The organism is Pseudomonas sp. Irchel 3F3 (genome assembly GCF_900187545.1).
GTDB lineage: Bacteria > Pseudomonadota > Gammaproteobacteria > Pseudomonadales > Pseudomonadaceae > Aquipseudomonas > Aquipseudomonas fortuita.
Genome location: NZ_FYDS01000013.1, coordinates 1 through 17609, shown reverse-complemented (window position 1 = coordinate 17609; position 17609 = coordinate 1). Strand labels below are relative to the sequence as shown.

At 63.0% G+C, this 17609-nt stretch carries 15 protein-coding genes; 6 read left to right on the top strand and 9 right to left on the bottom strand.

Features of this window, described 5'->3' with window-relative positions; genetic code table 11:
- Positions 1–21: 21 nt before the first annotated feature.
- The 7 genes from CKW35_RS23835 to CKW35_RS23805 all read right to left on the bottom strand — a co-directional run bounded on the left by CKW35_RS23835 (position 22) and on the right by CKW35_RS23805 (position 7455).
- A complete protein-coding gene (locus CKW35_RS23835; RefSeq protein ID WP_016485603.1) occupies positions 22–366 on the bottom strand; it encodes a YggL family protein in 345 nt (114 codons plus the stop codon).
- Between the two features lie 41 nt (positions 367–407).
- Positions 408–4040 (bottom strand): ATP-binding protein, encoded by a 3633-nt coding sequence (locus tag CKW35_RS23830; protein WP_095117044.1) that lies wholly within the window; start codon positions 4038–4040, stop codon positions 408–410.
- 8 nt (positions 4041–4048) lie between these two features.
- Entirely contained in the window at positions 4049–4666 is a 618-nt protein-coding gene (locus CKW35_RS23825) for a response regulator transcription factor (RefSeq protein WP_016485605.1), read from the bottom strand.
- A 285-nt stretch (positions 4667–4951) separates the two neighbouring features.
- The gene (locus tag CKW35_RS23820) at positions 4952–6283 is read right to left on the bottom strand and encodes a deoxyguanosinetriphosphate triphosphohydrolase (RefSeq protein ID WP_016485606.1); all 1332 of its coding nucleotides are present in this window, start codon (positions 6281–6283) and stop codon (positions 4952–4954) included.
- A 147-nt stretch (positions 6284–6430) separates the two neighbouring features.
- Positions 6431–6760 (bottom strand): hypothetical protein, encoded by a 330-nt coding sequence (locus CKW35_RS23815; protein ID WP_016485607.1) that lies wholly within the window; start codon positions 6758–6760, stop codon positions 6431–6433.
- The gene (locus CKW35_RS23810) at positions 6757–7131 is read right to left on the bottom strand and encodes a phage holin family protein (RefSeq protein WP_016485608.1); all 375 of its coding nucleotides are present in this window, start codon (positions 7129–7131) and stop codon (positions 6757–6759) included. Before CKW35_RS23810 ends, CKW35_RS23815 begins: the two co-directional genes overlap by 4 nt.
- Positions 7132–7140: 9 nt before the next feature.
- Positions 7141–7455 (bottom strand): YqjD family protein, encoded by a 315-nt coding sequence (locus CKW35_RS23805; protein WP_016485609.1) that lies wholly within the window; start codon positions 7453–7455, stop codon positions 7141–7143.
- A gap of 313 nt (positions 7456–7768) precedes the next feature.
- On the opposite strand from CKW35_RS23805, the gene CKW35_RS23800 reads away from it, so the two are divergent.
- From CKW35_RS23800 to CKW35_RS23780, 5 genes are all read left to right on the top strand, one after another.
- Positions 7769–8977 (top strand): ammonium transporter, encoded by a 1209-nt coding sequence (locus tag CKW35_RS23800; protein ID WP_016485610.1) that lies wholly within the window; start codon positions 7769–7771, stop codon positions 8975–8977.
- A gap of 72 nt (positions 8978–9049) precedes the next feature.
- Positions 9050–9289, top strand: a complete 240-nt coding sequence (locus CKW35_RS23795) for a glutaredoxin family protein (protein ID WP_016485611.1) — start codon at positions 9050–9052, stop codon at positions 9287–9289.
- A 108-nt stretch (positions 9290–9397) separates the two neighbouring features.
- Complete coding sequence (locus tag CKW35_RS23790; protein WP_016485612.1) at positions 9398–9829, top strand: D-Ala-D-Ala carboxypeptidase family metallohydrolase; 432 nt, start codon at positions 9398–9400, stop codon at positions 9827–9829.
- A 65-nt stretch (positions 9830–9894) separates the two neighbouring features.
- Positions 9895–10203 carry a hypothetical protein gene (locus CKW35_RS23785; RefSeq protein WP_016485613.1) on the top strand — a complete coding sequence of 103 codons (309 nt, stop codon included), beginning with the start codon at positions 9895–9897 and terminating at the stop codon, positions 10201–10203.
- Positions 10204–10254: 51 nt separating this feature from the next.
- Complete coding sequence (locus tag CKW35_RS23780) at positions 10255–11139, top strand: pseudouridine synthase (RefSeq protein ID WP_016485614.1); 885 nt, start codon at positions 10255–10257, stop codon at positions 11137–11139.
- Positions 11140–11317: 178 nt separating this feature from the next.
- On the opposite strand, the gene CKW35_RS23775 is transcribed toward CKW35_RS23780, so the two are convergent.
- The gene (locus CKW35_RS23775) at positions 11318–12883 is read right to left on the bottom strand and encodes a PAS domain-containing methyl-accepting chemotaxis protein (protein WP_016485615.1); all 1566 of its coding nucleotides are present in this window, start codon (positions 12881–12883) and stop codon (positions 11318–11320) included.
- 373 nt (positions 12884–13256) lie between these two features.
- Positions 13257–15998 (bottom strand): aconitate hydratase AcnA, encoded by a 2742-nt coding sequence (gene acnA / locus CKW35_RS23770; RefSeq protein WP_016485616.1) that lies wholly within the window; start codon positions 15996–15998, stop codon positions 13257–13259.
- Positions 15999–16222: 224 nt separating this feature from the next.
- Between acnA and rlmM the strand changes: the two genes are divergently transcribed.
- Positions 16223–17287, top strand: a complete 1065-nt coding sequence (rlmM, locus tag CKW35_RS23765; RefSeq protein WP_016485617.1) for a 23S rRNA (cytidine(2498)-2'-O)-methyltransferase RlmM — start codon at positions 16223–16225, stop codon at positions 17285–17287.
- Positions 17288–17609 lie beyond the last annotated feature (322 nt).

Here is a 17609-nt window from a genome sequence, read left to right as displayed (position 1 = left end):
AGCGATCAAGCCAGGCAGGTATCACTCAGCCTTGTTGATCGGCTTTTCCGGGTACCAGGCGTCCAGCAGCGGGCTGACTTCGATCTTGGTCAGTTCGCTACGGCCCTTGAGCCAGGTTTCAACGGCAGCACGCTGTTCTTCGCTGACCGATCCGCGTTTGACCGAGCACACCAGGCCGTAATCGTCACCGCCTACATAGTCCAGGCCGTTGGCGTCCATCGCTTCTTCCAGGAACGCATCGAGGAAAGCATCGATTGCCTGGTCATCCAGATCTTCCTTGAATTCCAGGTTCAGCTCGAAGCCCAATTCCTGAAACTCGTCGACACACAGCTTTTTGCGCAGACGACGGGAGCGGTTTGTGGCCATGAAACAATCCTCTTAGGTAATAACGCCGCGCAGTCTACCAGTTAACACGTGGGGCTGCCTGCCTGAGTGCATGCGCCGGTAGTCAGTTCGTTGGCCAACGCCCGTTCCACACGGCACATGTGCCGCGCCAGTGCCTGACGGCGCAAGCGCAACTGGGGGGTAGGCAAGCCGCGGGCCTCCAGGGCTTCGCAGGCCGCCATCAGGTCGCGGGCTTCCAGCATGCGCGCGGCACTCAGCACCTTGTGGGCCTGCTCGGCAATGGCCTCGCTGTCTTGCTCCGGGTGCAGCGCCATCAAGCTGGCCCGGTCGGCCTGCAGGCTTTGCTGCAAGGTCAGCAGGAAGCGCTGGCGGTCGTCGGGGTCATGCCCGATCACTGCAGCCAGGCCTTCCAGGTGGTACAGCTTGCGCCGGGGCTTTTGCTGGCGGCGCGGGCGAATGCCCGCCAGGCGCTGGCTGAGGGTGCCCAGGCTGATCGGCTTGAGCAGGCAGTCGTCCATACCGGCGCTCAGGCACTGGCGGCGCACCTCTGGCTGTGCGTTGGCGGTGTAGCCGAGAATGGTGCAGCGCTGCCGCTTGCCATGGCGTTCTTCGGCACGGACGGCGGTCGCCAGTTGGTATCCGTTCATGTGCGGCATGTTGCAGTCGAGCACCAGCACATCGAAGTCGCCTGCGCGCCAGGTGGCCAGGCCTTCACGGCCATCGCGGGCGCTGGCGTGCGGCAGGCCCAGGTAGCCGAGCTGCTGCGCCATCAGCTGCAGATTGGCCGGGTGGTCATCGATCACCAGCACATTCAGCCGCGGGTCAGGCACCTCGAGGTGTTCGAAGGGCGGCGCTGAATGCGGGGCGGCGTCAATGCGCTGCAGCGGCATTTTCAGGCGCACCTGGGTGCCAACATCTTCCAGGCTCTTGATGGTCAGGCTGCCGCCCATCATTTCGCACAGGCTGCGGCAGATGGCCAGGCCCAGCCCGGTACCCGCGCGGGCGCCCTGGCTATGCGGGTTGGCCTGTATGAACGGATTGAACAGGCGCTGCAGGTCGTCGGCATGGATGCCGATGCCGCTGTCGCGCACTTCCAGTTCCAGCACTGCGGGCAGGGTGCTGCCGTCATCCAGCAGGCCTACGCAGATGCGAACCTGGCCATGCTCGGTGAACTTGATGGCGTTGCTTACCAGGTTGGACAGCACTTGTTTGAAACGCAGCGGGTCGAGCAGTGCGTGGCAACGCGCGGCGGGTGCAATCATCACCTCCAGGGCAAGGCCTTTCTGGCGTGCCTGCCCCTCGAAAATGCGCCCTACCGATTCGACCAGGGCCGCAAGGTCGACGGCTTCCGGTGCCAGGGACAAGTGCCCGGATTCGATACGCGCGATATCGAGAATATCGCCGATCAGGCCCAGCAGGTCTTTGGCTGAGTGGTGGGCCAGTTCCAGTGCGCTGCGGTCCACCTGGCCCTGGTCGGCGCGTTTGACTGCCAGTTCGAGCATGCCGATGACGGCGTTCATCGGGGTGCGGATCTCATGGCTGATGGTGGCCAGGAAGGTGCTCTTTGCGCGGTTGGCGTCGTCGGCCTGCTGCTTGGCCTGACGCAACTCCATGACCAACTGGCGGCGTTCGCTGATGTCGATCCAGCCGCCGATGATGCCCTGTACTTCGCCCAGTGAGTCACGGTACGGCAGTATCCAGTGATAGATGGTCATTTCGCGGCCCTTGATCCGCAGTGGCCGGTCCATGATCAACGGCGAGCCTGCGGCCATGACTTTCAGATAGTCGGCCTGGATCTGCCGTGTCTGCTCGCTGTCGGCAAACAGGCTGGCGTCCAGCCGTTTGCCGATGACCTCGTCGGAGCGGGCCTGCACGGCTTCCAGATAGCTGTAGTTACAGCTTTGCAGGCACCCCTCGCGGTCACGCACGTACATGGGGTGGGGCGTGCCGTTGAGCAGGGCGCGCATGAACGCCAGTTGGTCGTTCAGTGCGCGTTCGGCGGTTTGGCGCTGGCGAATCTGCAAGCGCAAGCGGGCGTTCCAGAGCAAGGCCAGCAACAGCAGCGCGACCATGCCCAGCACCACTTGTAGCGCAAGCTGGCTGTAGTCTTTGCCACTGCCATCGTCGTGCTGCCCGAAGCCGCGCCAGCGGTTGTTGATCACCCCCAGCTCTTCGGGCGAGATGCTCAGTAGCGCCTTGTCGAGGATCGACTGCATCGCCTGTGACGGGGTGCTGGTGGCCATGGCGAAGTTGGCAGGCTCGCTGCCGACCGTGGTGCGGATGACCAGCCCAGGGTTGCTGGCCAAGGCATGGTTGGCGTCGATCAACGTGGTGATCACCGCATCGACGGCACCGCTGTTGAGCAAGGCCATGGAATAGTACGCGCTCTCGGTCTCGACCCAGCCGATTTTCGGATAGTGCCGGGACAACAGGGTGTCCATGGCGCTGTAGCGGGTAATGGCCACGCGATGCCCCTGCAACTGCTCCAGCGTGCTCATGCCCTTGTCATCCTTGCGGCCGACCAGCACGAAGGCGCTCTCCAGGTAGGCCCGGCTGACCTGCAGGTCGTCTTTGGTCACCCCGCCAGTGGCCAGTGCGGCAATCACATCGGCGCGGCCATCCTTGAGGCGGGCGATCATGTCGGCAATGCCGCTTGCACGCTGCACGTCAAAACGCAAACCGGTGCGCAGGCTGATGAGCTCCAGCAGGTCGGCTGTGATGCCGCGAAAATGCCCTGAGCCATCGAAATAGGATAGCGGCGCAGCCGTATCATCGATCGTTACGCGCATCACCGGGTGATCTTGCAGCCACTGTTCCTCGGCATCGGTCAGTTGCAGCTTGCGGTCAGTCAGCAGCAGGTCGCTGCCGGCGCTCCAGCGTTTGAAGATGCTGGCACGCAGTGCCGCAGGCTGGCTGTCCAGTGTGGTGTTCACCAGCGCCAGCAGTTGCGTGTCTTGCTGGCGCAAGGCAAAGCCGAAGCCGATGGCCTCGTGCTGGCCGAAATTGGCCATGCGCAGGCGTGGCAGGTGGCCGCGGTTAAGCAGGTAGTGGGTGGAGATGGTGTCGCCGATGTACACGTCGGCCTGGCCGAACGCCACGGCGTTCAAGGCTTGGCTGGAGGAGCCAAAGGCCAGTAGCTCGGCCATGGGGTAGGTGCGGCGTACCTCCTGCTTGGGCAGGTAATGGTAAAGCATGCCGAGGCGCAGGCCGGTCAGGTCCGCGTCCAGCGCCCGGGTTTCGTCTTCGCGTGTTACCAGCACCGGTTGGTCAACGGCATACGGATGCGACAGCGCCAGGCCGTCGCTGGCCGCTTCGTAGCCATTGGCGGTGCCAAGCAGGTCGATATCGCCATGCCTGAGCGCCTCCACTGCCGCCTGCCGGCTGGAGAAACGCAGCACCCGCACGGGTAACTGCAGGGCCGTGCCGATCAGGCTCGCGTACTCGGCGGTGAGGCCCTGGTAGTCGCGGCCGCCACTGGTGATGTCGAACGGCGGGTAATCCGGAGCCGACGTGCCCAGTACCAGTTCCTGACGGCTTTCGAGCCATCGCCGTTGTTCGGCCGTGAGCATGGGGCGGGTCGGCTTGGCTGATGACCGAGCCAGTAACGTATAGGATGAGGCCTCTTGATAGGTGGCCTGCACGACGCCGCTGAACAGGAGCAGGGCGAACAGCAGGCGAGCGAAAGGGCGCGGCATGACCATCCTCAGACCAGCGCGTTGCGTTTGGCAATTTCGATCAGGTCAACCAGTGTGTTGACCTGAAGTTTGTGCATGAGGCGCTTCTTGTAGGTGCTGACAGTCTTGCTGCTGAGGAACATGCCCTTGGCAATTTCCTTGTTGCTGCGGCCTTGGGCGAAGAGTTGCAGTACCATCAGTTCGCGGTCATTTACCTGCCTGAAGAGTTTCAGCTCGGCATCGGCTGTCTGGTCATGCTTTATTGCCTGGCTGGGGAAATAGTTGTAACCGGCCAGGACCGCCTTGATTGCACTGAGCAGTTCGCTCAGGTCTTCCTGCTTGCACACATAGCCTGCGGCGCCGGAGTGCATGCAACGTACGGCAAACAATGCGGGAGACTGCGCGGTCAATACCAGAACCTTCAATGGCAGGGCCATGGCCTGGAAGCGGGAAAGCACCTCCAGCCCGTCTAGCTTGGGGATGCTGATGTCGAGGATGACCAGGTCAGGGGCGGCTTCACGAATCATCTGCATGGCGTCCACGCCGTTGTCCGACTCGCCGACAATCTTGTAGTTCTGGTTTTCCAGCAGCATACGGACGGCCAGGCGGATGACAGGATGATCGTCGACAATAAATATGGAATGCATGTTCAACTTCCCTGCGGGCGATTGAGGGGGATAATCGGCACCTTATCGCAGTTGGAAGTCGTCAGACATGCGAGGAAGGGCGATTCGCCCTTTATGGGAAATGGCTTACAAGATAAAACAAAACGGGCTACGAATTTTGTGTGTTTGACCCAATGTCAAAGCGTGATTGGTAACTTTTCGTGCACTTTTACTCGGGCTGTTTAATTTGCCGTCAGTATATGTAGGAAGTTTCCTGCAATATGCGGTGCAGCACTGGCTCAAGGACCTTGGCTGCACCGGCGTGCGTCAGGTGGGGCTGGAGCGCCCGGTCATTTCCCGAGCCATTTCGCTGGCATAGCTGTCGGTCATCCCGGCGATGAAGTCGATCATGCGCAGGAAGGCACTGTGCAGCGAGGCACGTGGGTCCGGAGCATTGTTGCCGATCAGGTCCAGTACCCGGCGGCTCTTGAACGAGGGGGTGCGCCCACCGTGCTGTTCGAGCGCTGCGCCACAGAAGGTATTGAGCAAAATCTCCAAGGTGGTATAGGCACCAATTTCGTGCAGGGTTTTGCGCTTGTCCTGGAAGATCTTGTTGCGTGCCATGTCCTTGGCCTGCAGCACGCAGCGCTTGGCCGGGCCGTGCATGTGCTCTACCAGGTCGCCTGCCAGGTGCCCGGCCAGCAATGCCTGCTGCTGCTCGACGAACGCGTGGGCGGCAGCGTTGGTCAGGTGTTCGATAGCCTTGCCACGCAGAATCGCCAGTTTGCGCCGGCGGGAATCACGGGGGCCGAGCTGGCGGTAGGTTTCTGGCAGGTCTTCACCGACCAGGTCAAGCAGCAGGGCTTCGACTTCAGCGTATTCGAGCAACTCCATTTCCAGGCCGTCTTCCAGGTCGATCAGCGCATAGCAGATGTCATCGGCAGCCTCCATCAGGTAAACCAGCGGGTGGCGCGCCCAGCGCTGTTCTTCCAGTTGCGGCATGCCGAGCTTGCGGGCGATCTGCTCGAGCAGGGGCAGTTCGCTCTGGTAGCTGCCGAACTTGTGCTTCTTGTAGCCCAAGGCGTCGGCGTGGCGCGCGCTCCAGGGGTACTTCAGGTAAGTGCCGAGGGTGGCATACGTCAGACGGGTACCGCCGTCGAATTGGTGATACTCCAGCTGGGTGAGCACACGAAAGCCTTGGGCATTGCCCTCGAAATTCAGAAAATCGGCCCGCTGGTCGTCGCTCATGTCATCCAGCCAGCCACGCCCGGCTGCCTGCTGGAACCAGTGGCGGATGGCGTCCTCGCCGGAGTGGCCGAAGGGTGGGTTGCCGATGTCGTGGGCCAGGCACGCTGACTGCACGATCATCCCCAGGTCGCTGGGGGCGCACCAGTCGGGCAGGTTGTCGCGCAGTGTTTCGCCGACGCGCATGCCCAGGGAGCGACCGACACAACTGACTTCCAGTGAGTGGGTCAGGCGTGTGTGGATGTGGTCGTTGCTGGAAACCGGGTGTACCTGGGTCTTGCGCCCGAGGCGGCGAAAGGCACCAGAGAAGATGATGCGGTCATGGTCTTTGTGGAAGGGGCTGCGCCCGAGTTCATCGGCGCTATAAAGGGCTTTGCCCAGGCGTTCGCGGGTGAGCAGGGTGTGCCAGTCCAAGGCGCATTCTCCTGTGGATCGAAGGAAGCAGCATATCCTGCAGGAGCAGCCTTGTGCTGCGAAGAGGCCTGTTTGAGCGATACACGGGTGTCGCCGGGCCGGGCTCTTCGCAGCACAAGGCTGCTCCTACAAAGGAATGTGCAGTGTTCAGGGGCGGCGGTTACCTTGCAGGTACAGGCGCACCAGCGGCAGCAGGCTGCTGCCCAGGCGCACCAGCCGTGCCAGGTTACCGCTGCGCACGCCCTTGCCAGTGAGGAAGCCCAGCGCCACCACGGCACCAATCCCCCATAAAGGCGCATGCTTGATCCCCAACCCTGCGTGCAGCGAGCTGCCCATTCCGCGCACGCGGCGCAGCGGCTCCATCAGTTGCCCGGACTCATGGCGGATTTCCTGGCGGTGCATCTCCATGCGCAGGCGCAGCAGTGCTTTGCGCAGTTCGCGCGGGTTACGGGTGTTTGGCAGTTGTGGCAGGCTCATGGCAACAGGCGCTCCCGGTCCTTGGCGAGTTCTTCAAGGGTGGCCCCGAATGGCGACGATTCGTCGAACACCGCTGCCTTCAGGCGCAACCCGCAGTACAGCGCGGCAAAGCCATAGAACACGCACAGGCCGATGATGCCGGCCAGGCGATAGCTGTCCCACAGGAGCACCAGTAACAACCCGGAAAGGGCTGTCAGCAGCAGCAGGGCGAACACCAGGGCCAGGCCTGCGAACAGCAGCAACCGCAGGGTGCGGCCCTTTTGCTCCTGCAATTCGATGCCAAGCAGTTCGATGTGGCTGTGCAGCAGCCCCAGCGCAGCTGCGCCCAGGCGCTTGCCCGAGGCGCTGGCGCCGTTGGCGTCATTCTCCATGGGAACCCCTCAGCGCCGGTTGGCCAGCAGGCCGATCAACAGGCCGACGCCGGCGGCGATGCCGATTGCCTGCCACGGGTTTTCCTGCACGTACTGCTCGGCGCTGCCCAGCGCGGCCTGGCCGCGCTGGCGCACGGAGTCCTGGGTCAGTTGCAGGGTTTCGCGAGCCTGGGTCAGGCGGTCGTGAATCTGTTCGCGCAATTCGTCGGCCTGGTCGCCGGCCAGGTTGGCAGTGTCGGCCAGCAACCTCTCGGTGTCGCGTACCAACGCCTGGAAGTCAGCCATCAGTATCTCTTGTGCAGTCTTTGCCGATTTGCTGGCCATGGGCCTCTCCCTGTCGATGAGTGTTGGTAGTTCGAGTAATAGCACGCGCGGAAGGTTCAAGTGCCGGTGCTGGTATGGGCCTTGCTAAGTCATTGCCACGTTGCGGGGCGTCGCTGGCAGCGATTGCGCCGATTCAGGGCGTCAGCGCAGCGTGTACCGATAAACCTTAACCCAATCCACGACAAACCCAAGAGAAAACCACGCAGGCTCCGACCCGCTCACCGAAACAGGGCAGGGGGCTGGCACCGATTCGGTGCAGGGATGCAGGTTCTTGAACTGTCCTGGTGCCTTTTTTAGCAGGCCTGCCTATTTCATGGAAAACATGCACAGCGCAATGGACTCCCTCGTCCACGGTTCCAACACTCTGTTCATTCTCATGGGCGCCATCCTGGTGCTGGCGATGCATGCCGGCTTCGCCTTCCTTGAAGTGGGCACGGTACGCCACAAGAACCAGGTCAACGCCTTGTCGAAGATCCTCAGCGACTTTGCCATCTCGGCACTGGTGTATTTCTTTATTGGTTACTGGATAGCCTATGGTGTCCATTTCTTCCAGCCGGCAGCGGCGCTGGCCGTTGACCATGGTTATTCGCTGGTCAAGTGCTTCTTTCTGCTGACGTTCGCTGCGGCGATCCCGGCGATCATCTCCGGGGGCATCGCCGAGCGCGCGCGCTTCGTGCCGCAGTTGTGTGCCACGGCGTTGATCGTGGCGTTTATCTACCCGTTCTTCGAGGGGGTAGTGTGGAATGGCAACCTGGGGCTGCAAGCCTGGTTGCAGGCCCGCTTCGGCGCGCCTTTCCACGATTTTGCAGGCTCGGTGGTGGTGCACGCCATGGGCGGCTGGCTAGCCCTGGCGGCGGTATTGCTGCTGGGCGCGCGGCGTGGGCGCTACCGGGACGGCCGTTTGGTGGCGTTTGCGCCGTCGAGCATTCCGTTTCTGGCGTTGGGGTCGTGGATTCTGATCATCGGCTGGTTCGGCTTCAACGTGATGAGTGCACAGACGCTGCAAGGCGTCAGCGGCCTGGTAGCAATCAACTCGCTCATGGCCATGGTCGGAGGTACCCTGTCGGCCTTGCTGGCCGGGCGTAACGACCCGGGCTTCCTGCACAACGGGCCGCTGGCCGGCCTGGTGGCGATCTGCGCCGGCTCCGACCTGATGCACCCGATTGGCGCACTGGCCACCGGACTGGTGGCTGGCGCGTTGTTCGTCTGGACCTTCACTGCAGCGCAAAACCGCTGGAAGATCGACGACGTGCTGGGCGTGTGGCCACTGCACGGCTTGTGCGGCGTGTGGGGTGGCATTGCCTGCGGCGTCTTTGGCCAGACGGCACTGGGCGGCATGGGTGGTGTCAGCCTGGCCAGCCAGCTGCTGGGCAGCCTGATGGGCGTGCTTGTGGCATTGGCCGGCGGCTTTGCCGTGTATGGCGCAATCCGTGCGCTGCATGGGCTGCGCTTGAGCCATGAGCAGGAGTTTCAGGGCGCGGACTTGTCGCTGCACCGTATCGGCGCCACCAGCCAGGATTGAGCCAGGTCAGGTGCATGACGAGTGCGAGAGACCTAGAATAGGTATCTCTGCATGCCAACCGGGACCTGAGCCATGCTGCCTGAATGCCAACTGTTCGGTACCCTCGGCTGCCACCTGTGTGAAGTGGCCGAGGCCGTGCTGATGCCTTTTGTCGATCATGGCCTGTTGGTCGAGCTGGTCGACATCGCCGAGAGTGAGGTGCTGTTCGAGCGCTATGGCCTGATCATTCCGGTGTTGCGACGCTGCGACAATGCTGCTGAGCTGCACTGGCCGTTCGATGCCGAACAGGTGGTGGCGTTCCTGGGGCAATGATGGCTGCAGAGGAGTTGCAACCCTGCTCCATGAAGGGTGAAGCGAGCTGATGATCAGGTGCCGGCGCACTGGCGCCGGTCACCTTTCCCATCATCGGAATAGTTCGCCATGTTGATCACTCCACATTTCACGCTCGATGAAATGACCGTTTCCCAGCTCGCCGCCAGGGACGGGTTCGATAACACCCCACCTCCTGATGCCCGGGCCAACCTGCAATTGCTGTGTTGTGCGCTGGAGCAGGTGCGTGCACTGTTCGGCGTGCCGATCATCGTCAGCAGCGGTTTTCGCAGCGAGAAGGTTAACCGGCTGATCGGCGGTGCCACCAACAGCCAGCATATTCAGGGGCTGGCGGCTGACTTCACGGTGATGGAAGTCAGCCCTCGGGAAACCGCTCGGCGGATCAACGAAAGTGCCGTGCCGTTCGATCAACTCATCCTGGAGTTCGACAGATGGGTGCATCTTTCGGTAACCCGTGGCACCCCGCGCAGGCAGGTTTTGACCCTGCGCAGAGGCAGCGGCTACCTGCCGGGGCTGCAATGAACCGCATTGACGGCGGCAAGGGGATGTTCGTATGCTGTATATAAATACAGTGTCGAGGTAACGTCATGCTCAACGTCGAGCAACTCAAGTACAGCGTCAACCGCATGCCCGTGGATCGGGTGGCTGACGCCGTTCTGGAACTGCGCCTCGAAGGCCTGGTGACCGACGACCGCACGCCGTTCGGTAAAGTCCACTTCAATACCTGCTTCGCCGAGATCGAGGCCTTGTTCCAGCGTGCCGGCTATCACCGCGGGCTGGATGTGGTGGGTTACCAGGGGTTGCTCTATGCCCTGTACGACCCCGGTCGTTGGGAACCGGTGCAGGTGTTGCGCTGGCTGAAGGAACGCAGCGAGGCGATAGTCCAGGCTGGTTGAGGGCGCGGGCTTGGGCGATAATGCGCGGCCGTGAACGTTTCGAGCCCTGCCATGACCGCGCCCTTCGACCCCGCCCGCCAGCAAGCCAGCACGGTGTGCCTGCCCCCCGGTAACTGGGCGACGGTGCTCGATTGCCTGTGCGACCATTTCAAGGCCATCGACCGCGCCCAGTGGCTTGACCGTTTTGCCCGTGGCCGGGTACTGGATGCCGAGGGGCGGGCGATTGCTGCCGAGTTACCCTACAAGCGTGGCCTGCGTTTGCACTACTTCCGCGAAGTGGCGAACGAGCGGCCGATCCCGGTGCAGGAAGTGGTACTGCACGCGGACGAACACTTGGTGGTGGCCGACAAGCCGCATTTCCTGCCGGTGACGCCGACGGGCGAGTACGTCGAGCAGACCTTGCTGCGCCGCCTGATTCGTCGCCTGGATAACCCGCATCTGGTGCCGTTGCACCGCATAGACCGGCACACCGCCGGGCTTGTGCTGTTTTCCGCCAACCCGCACAGCCGCAGCGTTTACCAACGCCTGTTCCCCGAGCGGCGCATCGACAAGCGCTACCAGGCCATTGCGGCGGCGATGCCGCAGCATGCATTTCCGCTGGTGCACAAAAGCCGCCTGGTGCATGGCGAGCCGTTTTTCCGTATGCATGAGGTGGAGGGTGAGGCCAACAGTGAAACCTTGGCCGAGGTGCTGGAAAAGAATGGGGAGCTGTGGCGCTATGGGCTGTCACCAGTGACCGGCAAGACCCATCAGTTGCGCGTGCACATGGCAGCCTTGGGGGCGGGAATCTGCAATGACCCGTTCTACCCGCAGCTGCTTACTGCAGAGGATGACTACCAACGGCCGCTGAAACTGCTGGCGCAGAGCTTGCGTTTCGAAGACCCGTTGAGCGGCGAAGAACGCTATTTCGAGAGCCGCCTGCGGCTGGACTGGTAACACAGACCGCAGGCATACGCGGCCCTTGTGGCAGCGGGCATGCCCGCGAACACCGGCAGGGCCGGTGCCATCCACCGCGTTGGTTTCTTCGCGGGCATGCCCGCTCCCACAGGGACGTCGCAGGCTCCAAGGTCACTAGGTTCCTGTGGGAGCGGCTTCAGCCGCGAATACCGGAGCGTCAGCGGTTGAACCGCTCCACCAGCGAATACTGGCTACCCGCTGTGCTGGTCAGCGCCTCGCTCAGCAGTGCTGAATGCTGCGCCTGTTCGGCGGTCTGGTCGGCCAGTTCGGCGATGGTGCTGATGTTGCGGCTGATCTCGTCGGCCACTGCAGTCTGCTCCTCGGTCGCAGCGGCAATCTGGGTGGCCATATCGGTGATGTTGGCCACCGCTTCGCTGATCCCCACCAATGCCTCATCAGCCTGCATCACCCGGTCGACACCTTCCTGCGCCTGACGGTGGCCGGTTTCCATGGTCAGCACGGCGTTGCTGGCAGTTTGTTGCAGCTTGGCGATCAGGCCGTGGATCTGCCCGGTGGATTCGGCAGTGCGCTGGGCCAGCTGGCGGACTTCGTCGGCCACCACGGCAAAGCCACGGCCCATCTCGCCGGCACGCGCCGCTTCAATGGCCGCGTTCAGTGCCAGCAGGTTAGTCTGGTCGGCAATGCCCTTGATCACATCGACCACGCCACCAATCTCGTCGCTGTCCTTGGCCAGTTGGGTAACCGTCTGACCGGTTTCGCCCACCGCTGCCGACAGACGCTCGATGGCCTCGCGGGTTTCCCCGGCAATCTGCCGGCCCTGGCTGGTCAGGCGGTTGGCTTCCTGGGTGGCGTCGGCCGTGCGCTGTACGTGGTTGGCCACTTCCTGCGTGGTGGCGGCCATCTGGTTAACGGCGGCGGCGACCTGCTCGGTTTCCACCCGCTGGCGCTCCAGCCCCGACGAACTCTTGTGTGCCAAGGCGTCGGACTGGCGCGCCTGGTCGCTGAGGTGTTCGGCACTGTCCTGCAAGCGGGTCAGGCAGGTTTTCATGCGGGCATCCTGGCTGAGCATGGCCATCTCCAGACGCGCCTGCACGCCACGGCTGTCGGTGTACATCTGCGCGATCAGCGGGTCGGAGGTGGTCTGTTCGGCCAGGCGCAACAGGCGTTTGAGGCCACGCTGCTGCCAGCTCAAGCCCAGCAGGCCCAAGGGGACGGATAGCCCGGCAGCCAGGGCAAAGCCCCAGGAATGGCCCAGCCAGTTGCCGATCAGGAAGCCTACCTGGCTGATCAGGATGAACGGCAGCCAGTCCTGGAGCACCGGCAGCCACTTGTCCCTGCGAGGTACTGCGGGCTTGCCTTGGTTGATGCGTTGGTACAGGGCCTCGGCGCGGCGAATCTGCTCGGCGGTTGGCTTGACCCGCACCGACTCGAAACCGATGACCTGGTTATTGTCGTAAATCGGTGTGACGTAGGCGTTGACCCAGTAGTGGTCGCCGGACTTGCAACGGTTCTTGACGATGCCCATCCACGGCTGGCCCTGCTTGAGGGTTTGCCACATATGGGCAAACACGGCAGGCGGCACATCGGGGTGGCGCACCAGGTTGTGCGGCGCCCCGGTCAACTCCTCGCGGGTGAAACCACTGATGTCGATGAAGGCATCGTTACAGTAAGTGATCACGCCCTTGGCGTTGGTGGTGGAGATCAACCGCTGCTGGGCAGGGAAAGTCCGTTCTCTCTGGGTAATCGGCTGGTTGTTACGCATGGGTTGATAGTCCGCAGGGCTTTGGACAGGTATCGGCAAGCTATGGGTTTTATTGAATGATTATTTAATGTGGCTGCGTTTGTTCGTCGTTGGGGCTCTGGCGCCTGTGAAATCGAGCGCCGCCTGCGCGGCGCATCGCGAGCTGGCGCTCGCTCCTACGTTTGTTTCGGGCCAATTTTTCCTGTGCAATTTGCGCGCGAACGCCTTGGTGCATGGCGCAATATCTCGTCGTACACACAAGGCGGTCGCGCGCGCCTGCCACAGGCATAACTGGCCCGAAACAAACGTAGGAGCGAGCGCCAGCTCGCGATGCGCCGCGCGGGCGGCGCTCGGTCTCGGGAGCGCCGCAAATCTGCAGCCGAACCTCCCAGCCTCAGCCAGCGATCATCTGTCGCAACACATAGTGCAGGATTCCGCCGGCCTTGAAGTACTCCACCTCATTCAAGGTATCGATCCGGCACAACACTTCGATCTGTTCCTGCTGCCCGTCTTCGCGGGTAATGCGCAACGGCAGGCTCATGCCCGGGCGGATCTGTGCACCGTTCAAGCCCAGCACATCGATCCGCTCCTTGCCGGTCAGCACCAGTTGCTTGCGGTCGTGGCCGGCCTTGAACTGCAGCGGCAGCACGCCCATGCCCACCAGGTTGGAGCGGTGAATGCGCTCGAAACTCTCCGCCAGCACCGCTTTGATGCCCAGCAGGTTTGTACCCTTGGCCGCCCAGTCGCGGCTCGAGCCGGTGCCGTATTCCTGGCCGGCGATTACCACCAGTGGGGTGCCTTCCTGCTGGTAGCGCATGGCCGCGTCGTAGATCGACAGCTTTTCGCCAGTAGGCACGTGCAAGGTATTGCCGCCTTCTTCCCCGCCCAGCATTTCGTTGCGGATACGGATGTTGGCGAAGGTGCCGCGCATCATGACTTCATGGTTGCCGCGCCGCGAACCGTATGAGTTGAAATCGCGCGGTTCCACGCCCTTTTCACGCAGGTAGCGCCCGGCAGGGCTGTCGGCCTTGATGTTGCCGGCAGGGGAGATGTGGTCGGTGGTCACCGAGTCGCCCAGCAGCGCCAGCACCCGGGCGCCTTGGATGTCGGCGATTTGTGGCGGCGGCCCGGCGATATCGTCGAAGAACGGCGGGTGCTGAATGTAGGTTGAGTCGGCCTGCCACACATAGGTGGCAGCCTGTGGCACCTCGATGGCCTGCCACTGCGCATCGCCGGCAAACACTTCGGCGTATTCCTTGTGGAACATCGCGGTATCGACCTTGGCCACGGCCGCAGCAATTTCCTGCTGGCTGGGCCAGATATCGTGCAGGTACACCGGTTGCCCGTCCTTGCCGGTGCCCAGCGGGTCGCGAGTCAGGTCAAGGCGAACGCTGCCGGCCAGTGCGTAAGCCACTACCAACGGTGGCGAAGCCAGCCAGTTGGTTTTGACCAGTGGGTGCACGCGGCCTTCGAAGTTGCGGTTGCCCGACAGCACCGAGGCTACGGTAAGGTCGGCGCTGCCGATGGCTTTCTCGATCGCTTCGTCCAGCGGGCCCGAGTTGCCGATGCAGGTGGTGCAGCCATAGCCGACCAGGTCGAAGCCCAGTTGCTCAAGGTAGGGGGTGAGCCCGGCGGCCTTGAAATAGTCCGTGACAACCTTGGAGCCTGGTGCCAGGGAACTCTTGACCCAGGGTTTGCGTTGCAGGCCTTTTTCCACGGCCTTTTTGGCCACCAGCCCGGCAGCCATCATCACGCTGGGGTTGGAGGTGTTGGTGCACGAGGTGATCGCCGCAATTACCACGGCGCCATCGCGCAGGGTGTGAGTCTGGCCTGCATGGCTGTAATCGATCTCGCCAGCCTGGTCGGCGTTGCCCACCGCTACGCCGCCCCCGCCCTCGCTTTCCAGGCGGCCGACTTCTTTTGCCAGTGGCTTGGGCTGCAGTTCGATGAAATGGTCAAAGGCCTGACTGACCTGGCCCAGCGCCACGCGGTCCTGTGGCCGTTTCGGCCCGGCCAGGCTTGCTTCGACCTCGTGCATGTCCAGTGCCAGGCTGTCGCTGAACAGCGGCTCCTGCCCCGGCAGGCGCCACAGGCCTTGGGCCTTGCAGTACTGCTCGACCAGTTGCACTGTCGCTTCGGGGCGGCCCGACAGGCGCAGATAGTCCAGCGTCACCTGGTCAACCGGGAAGAAGCCGCAGGTGGCGCCATATTCGGGCGCCATATTGGCGATGGTCGCACGGTCAGCCAAGGGCAGCTCGGCCAGGCCGTCGCCATAAAATTCGACGAACTTGCCCACCACACCCTTCTTGCGCAGCATCTGCGTCACCGTCAGTACCAGGTCGGTGGCGGTAATACCTTCGCGCAGCTTGCCGGTCAGTTTGAAACCGATTACCTCGGGGATCAGCATCGACACGGGTTGGCCGAGCATGGCCGCCTCGGCTTCGATGCCACCGACACCCCAGCCGAGCACGCCCAGGCCATTGATCATGGTGGTGTGCGAATCGGTACCGACAAGGGTGTCGGGGAAGGCGTAGGTGCGGCCATCGGCTTCACGGGTCCAAACCGTACGGCCCAGGTATTCAAGGTTGACCTGGTGGCAGATGCCGGTGCCCGGCGGCACTACGCGGAAGTTGTCGAAGGCGCTCTGCCCCCAGCGCAAGAAAGCATAGCGCTCGCCATTGCGCTGCATTTCGATGTCCACGTTCTCGTGGAAGGCCTGCGGCGTGCCGTAATGGTCGACCATTACCGAGTGGTCGATCACCAGGTCCACCGGTGACAACGGGTTGATCCGCTGGGGGTCGCCGCCGGCCTTGGCCATTGCCGCGCGCATGGCGGCCAGGTCGACCACGGCCGGCACACCGGTGAAGTCCTGCATCAGCACCCGCGCCGGGCGGTACTGGATCTCGCGATCAGAACGCCGCTCGCTCAGCCACTGGGCGAGGGCGCGCAAGTCGTCGCCGGTGACGGTATGGCCGTCCTCCCAGCGCAGCAGGTTTTCCAGCAGCACTTTCAGCGACATGGGCAAGCGTTGCAGGTCACCCAACTGGCGGGCGGCCTCGGTAAGGCTGAAATAATGGTAGGTCTGGTCCCCGACCTGGAGGGGCTTGAGGGTGTTCAGGCTATCGAGCGAGGGCATTGCCAACTCCTTCTGCGCCGGTGCCCGGCAAATATTAAAGGTCTGCCGGTGTCACCGCTCTGTGTCGATCCGCACGGTACGGACCTGGCTGAGTGGTCAGGTTAGACCGCTTTGCGGCCCCTGACCCTTTTCTGGACCGGCGGGGCGTGTCGCAGGTTCCGAACTTCCTTTATCATCGCCGCCCTGCCGGCGCCTGTTGCGCGCCAGCCGTAGTGGAGTGAGAGATGAATACCCTGTTCATGCATTGCCGGCCTGGTTTCGAGGGCGAGGTGTGCGCCGAAATCAGCGAACATGCTGCCCGCCTTGGCATTGCGGGCTACGCCAAAGGCAAGCCGCACAGTGCCAGCGCCGAGTTTGTCTGTACCGAAGAAGGCGGTGCCGAGCGGCTGATGGGGGCGTTGCGTTTCAGCGAGCTGATTTTCCCGCGGCAGTGGGCCCGGGGCGGTTATGTCGAGCTGCCGGAAAGTGACCGCATCAGTGTGTTGCTGGCACAGTTGGCCGAACTGCCGGTGTTTGGCAGCCTGTGGCTGGAAGTGCTGGACAGTAACGACGGCAAGGAATTGTCTACGTTCTGCCGCAAGTTCGAAGTGCCGCTGCGCAAAGCACTGGAAAAGGCCGGCCGCCTGGTTGACGATGCCAGCCGCCCACGCCTGCTGCTCACCTTCATCAGCGGCCGGCGGGTGTTTGCCGGTGTTGCCCCGGTCAACAACAGTGCGCTGTGGCCCATGGGTATTGCGCGCCTGAAATTCCCTCGCGAGGCGCCCAGCCGCTCGACCCTCAAGCTGGAGGAAGCGTGGCACCAGTTCATCCCGCGCGAGCAATGGGACCAGCGCCTGGGGGATGACATGACCGGCGTTGACCTGGGCGCCTCGCCAGGTGGCTGGACTTACCAGTTGGTGCGCCGGGGCATGCTGGTGACCGCCATCGACAACGGCCCGATGGCCGAAAGCCTGATGGACACCGGCCTGGTCCAGCACCTGATGGCTGATGGTTTTACCTGGCAGCCCAAGCAGCCGGTTGACTGGATGGTGTGCGACATCGTCGAGAAGCCGGCGCGCACCACCTCGCTGATCGAAACCTGGCTGGGGGAGGGGTTGTGCCGCGAGGCGGTGGTCAACCTGAAACTGCCGATGAAGCAGCGCTATGCCGAAGTGCGCCGGCTGCTCGACCGCATGGAGGCGACGTTCAAGGCGCGCAAGATCAGGGTGTCGATTGCCTGCAAGCAGCTGTATCACGACCGTGAGGAAGTGACTTGCCACCTGCGCCGGCTCGATCTGAAGCCGCGCTGAGCCCAGCGCGCTGTTCGCGCTCCAGCTGTAGCTCTTGTTCTAGCTCTTGCTTCGGTTTTTGCTTCTAAGCGCGCGGTAGTCCAGGCGACGCAGGTTGCGACTTCAGGAGGCCGAGCGCAGGGCTTGCGAAGGGAGGTGACGGGCATGGATGCCCGTCAAGCGCTGGGCCCCAGGATGGGGCCTGCAGCGCGGTCCTCCCGGGAGCAAGCCCGGAGCGAGGGGACCCCGGAGCGAAGCGCAGGGGCCGGATGATGGGAGCGGACGGCTTTGGTTACTTTGGCCAAGACCAAAGTAACCCGCCGGAAGGGCGGAAAGGTGACTC